The following is a 3,619-nucleotide window of genomic DNA, read 5'->3' on the forward strand; positions in this document are numbered from 1 at the left end:
CCGTCTGAAGCGGGGTGAGGGCATTTTTCATTTCCTCAGAAAACCGCCGCTCGTAGTTTTCTTTTTCTTCGGCCTCAACCGCAGCCCTGAGTTGGCACCGCACCTCCGGATTTGTGACCACGCAAAAATGCCAGGGCTGCAGGTTGGCTCCGGACGGAGCCGTTCCCGCTGTCCGAATTGCGAGCTCCAAAATCTCATCCGGGATGGCATCCGGAGCGAATGCCCGCACGCTTCGCCGGACATTCATCAGCACGTAAAAATCCATCGCCCGCCGATGCATTTCAGCCGGGGTAAGGCGGGTGAAGTCAAGCGGGATGTGCGCGTCGGGTGATTCCGGTTCAGGCATTGGGTTCGGGTAATGTGGAAAAAGCAGAATGGATGAGGAACTACGGTTTTAGTTGCCGTTTCCGGCGCGTTCGCGGATGCCGTCGAGCAGCTCGTCCAGCGTTTCCCGGCTGAAGTAGTGCCCTTCACGGATAACGCCCCCGATCTGATCTCCGAAGGGGAAGTGTTGCAGCGGATTTACGCGCAGCAGCACGAGATCGGCACGGAAGCCCGGCGCAACACGTCCGGCCTGCTCGCTTTCGCCGAGATACGCAGCCACGTTAACCGTGCCCGTTTCGAGCGCCTCAAAAGGGGACAGGCCGGCCCGGGTGAGCAGTTCGAGCTCGCGGTGCAGGGAGAAACCCGGCGGATTGAAAATCTGAGGCGCATCGGCACCAAGCAGCAGAGCGGCGCCTTCGAGGTGAAGCGTGCGCGTAAGCTGAAGCCGCAGGGCCAGAAACTGCCGGGCTTTTTCAGCATCATACACTTCGCTTTCCCGTGTTTGCCGCACAAAATTGGCCCAGTTTTCGGCCGTTGGCTTTGAGATGAATTCCATACCCGGCCATTGCAGCATCAGCTCGGGTGTGAGTTCGGGATTAAAAACATTTTCGAGCAGGGTGTTGGTCGGCACGTTCCAGACGCCGGCTTCACGGGTGAGGCGGGCGGCCTGCTGCATCAGGGCCGGATCGGCATCGAAAGCAAGGTCGTAGCCGAAATAGATGATGGGCGGATCTTCACGCTCAGCCGGGTTGCCGGCCAGAAACTCCATATAGCGGTCGAGGTGATCGATGCTGCCCTTGCCCGACGCAAAGCTTCGCTCAAGCCCGACCGCATGCGAAATATGCCCGCTGAACTCAATGCCGAGCGCGTTGGCTTCTTCCGTTACCGCATCAAAAAAAGCAACGTTCAGGCCGGGATGAAACTTGAGCAGGTCGTAACCCGCCAAATGCTGCTGCCGCACCATTTCGCGGCCCTGTTCTTCAGAGGTTACAGAGTTGCCGTTGAAGGAGGGACCGGAGGTGAAAATCCGCGGGCTCACAATTTCATGCCGCGCGGCCTGCTCCCGCAGCTCGAGATGCGCCGGCTCGCCCAGCATGCCCCGAATGGTCGTGATGCCGTTGGCGAGATACAGCACCAGGGTATCTTCCATGTGCTGACGCCCCCGCATGCGCGGCGGGATGTGCGCGTGCATCTCGGCCAGACCGGGTATCACAAACAGCGGACCTTCGATACGCACCGCATCCTCCGGAATTTCGGCCGAACCCGCATCACCCATCCACTGAATGACGCCGTCGCGGATAAGGAGCGTCTGACCTTCGGTAATCTGATCGCCTGCCATGCTCAGCACGGCTGCGTTTTCAATCACCAGGGTTTCCCCGTTGGCCTGTGCCTGCGCCAGCCTGCTGCCGGCATCGAAAAAAAGGACGAGCAGGGCGCTCATCATCACACCAAAAAACAATCGGATTTTCATAACGCTAACCATTTTTGAGATGGGAAGAAAAAAGAAGACGAATCACTGAGCGGCAGCTCTTTGCAGACCCGCTTATACCTAACCTAAAGGAATTTCGGGACAAAAAAGTTGCCCGAACGAATTTTTACTTCCGAAGCCGGCTGTCGAAACGGAATTTGCTGCGGTTGGAAATGCGGGATTTTTTTATTCCACCTCCCCGGATAAAGTGACGATCCTGTACCGCTAATATCACCAGCTCTAAGGCTTTTTGTGATGCGATAGACGTACATAAAAATCAGCTGAAAACCCCGTGCTCAATACGCCCTAAAATTTCGCGAACCTTCGAAATCCCCTCGGGAACACTTAGCAGCTCTGCAGGTGCTAATCCGCCAAGGGCCATGTTTTGCTGATACAGCCAACCAATAAAGTTCTCTTTGTTTTCTAAAACCGCTGATCCAAACAAAAAAAGATGAGTAAGTTCCAAAAGTTGCACAGCATCATTTTTTTCTAAAGGCTTGTCCTGCCTGATACGCTTAGCTAAAGTTTGTTCAGACATATTGAAGAATGCAGCTGTTTGCCTGCGTGTGATGCCAAAGTAATCTACAAACCTGTTAATAACGCCCGCACCGATTCCGCCCGAAGCTGCTGTGATAAAATCCAGCGGATTCTCTACACTTACACTTAAGTTACTTTCCCCGATGATGCTCACCAGTTCATCAAAAGGATTCGCAAAAGCATTTATTTTTTCCGGACTTTCAATCATGATACTTCAATTAAAGGATGAAATTCAAAATAATTTCAATTGATGCTGTTCCCAAATTGTACTGATGAATTATAATTGCCGTGGGCAGAAAAATTGCTGGTTTGAACCCCCAGTCTCCGCTACCGTCTCAAAACTTCAGATGCAGCCCGAAAAACGGCATGAGTTCCTGCGAGGGTTCGGCCCAGGCGAGGCCGTTGGTGAAGCTGAACGGCCCGCGTATGAAGTAGCGAAAGCCAAGCAGCGTGATGTCGTCTGACCCGGCCGTGGTGTCAAAGCGTGTTTCTGCAATCAGGTGCACATTCCGGGCAAGCCGGCTGCTCCCGGCTATGAGTATGAACGATTCTCTCACCGAATAATCAACAAACTCATCACCGAAAAAGCGGGTAAGCCCCAGCGTGACATGATGGTTTTGGCTTCCGACCGTGAGCTTCCCGCTTAGAGTCAAAAACCAGCTTTCCCGATAGTCAGTGACCGAAAAGTCGCTTCCGGTCAGGGCCGTAATTTCAGGTGAAAAGGAGAGATGCACCCAGTCCGGCAGGCCCGGCGCTGAAAGCTGAACCCCGACACTCAGCGGATTGCTGTACCGCTGCTCCCTGAAAAAACGCGGCAGAACAGAAAATAAAGTGAAGCTGCCCACAAGCTGTAGATGCGGATTTACCCCGTAAGCAATCTGATTATGGAGCAGCATCAGGTTGGTGTAACGGATGCTGCCGGGCTCCTGCGCAAAGGCCGGACCCGCAAAAAAGTAGCGGTCGCCAATGTATCCCGGCATGGGCCGCTCCTCAAAGGCCTGCGCCTGCATGCCCGAGGGCAGCAGAAAAAAACATAACAGCACGATAGCAGGGAAGGCTGTCTTCATGATGGTAAATTTTTGGGGATGAGGGGATGAGTCTTACTTTCTAACCTTCATAAATCTCAGGGGTTCCGGAAAAATCTAAACAGTGATTTTCGGAGCGAAAACCACCCGGACTCATGTAAATCAGTCGGCTTTTCCTATCTTCCCAGCCAACCTAACCAACTACGTTTTAAGCAGCAAACGAAGATGCCAAAAATTTCAGGTCAGATTGTTGATGTCATCAGCC

General features: G+C 53.5%; 4 protein-coding genes. All 4 read right to left on the reverse strand.

From position 1 onward, the window contains the following. A partial coding sequence (locus tag LAT75_RS15365) for a nitroreductase family protein (RefSeq protein ID WP_291483684.1) occupies positions 1–346 on the reverse strand: 346 nt, incomplete at its 3' end. A 48-nt stretch (positions 347–394) separates the two neighbouring features. Next, positions 395–1,795: an amidohydrolase family protein gene (locus LAT75_RS15370; RefSeq protein ID WP_291483686.1), complete on the reverse strand. Its 1,401-nt coding sequence runs from the start codon at positions 1,793–1,795 to the stop codon at positions 395–397. 274 nt (positions 1,796–2,069) lie between these two features. Continuing rightward, positions 2,070–2,537: an antitoxin Xre/MbcA/ParS toxin-binding domain-containing protein gene (locus tag LAT75_RS15375; RefSeq protein ID WP_291483689.1), complete on the reverse strand. Its 468-nt coding sequence runs from the start codon at positions 2,535–2,537 to the stop codon at positions 2,070–2,072. Between the two features lie 127 nt (positions 2,538–2,664). Continuing rightward, positions 2,665–3,396: a hypothetical protein gene (locus LAT75_RS15380; protein WP_291483691.1), complete on the reverse strand. Its 732-nt coding sequence runs from the start codon at positions 3,394–3,396 to the stop codon at positions 2,665–2,667. Positions 3,397–3,619: the final 223 nt, after the last annotated feature.

Origin of the sequence: Cyclonatronum sp. (genome assembly GCF_022565315.1) — a bacterium.
In the GTDB taxonomy this organism is placed as follows: domain Bacteria; phylum Bacteroidota; class Rhodothermia; order Balneolales; family Cyclonatronaceae; genus Cyclonatronum.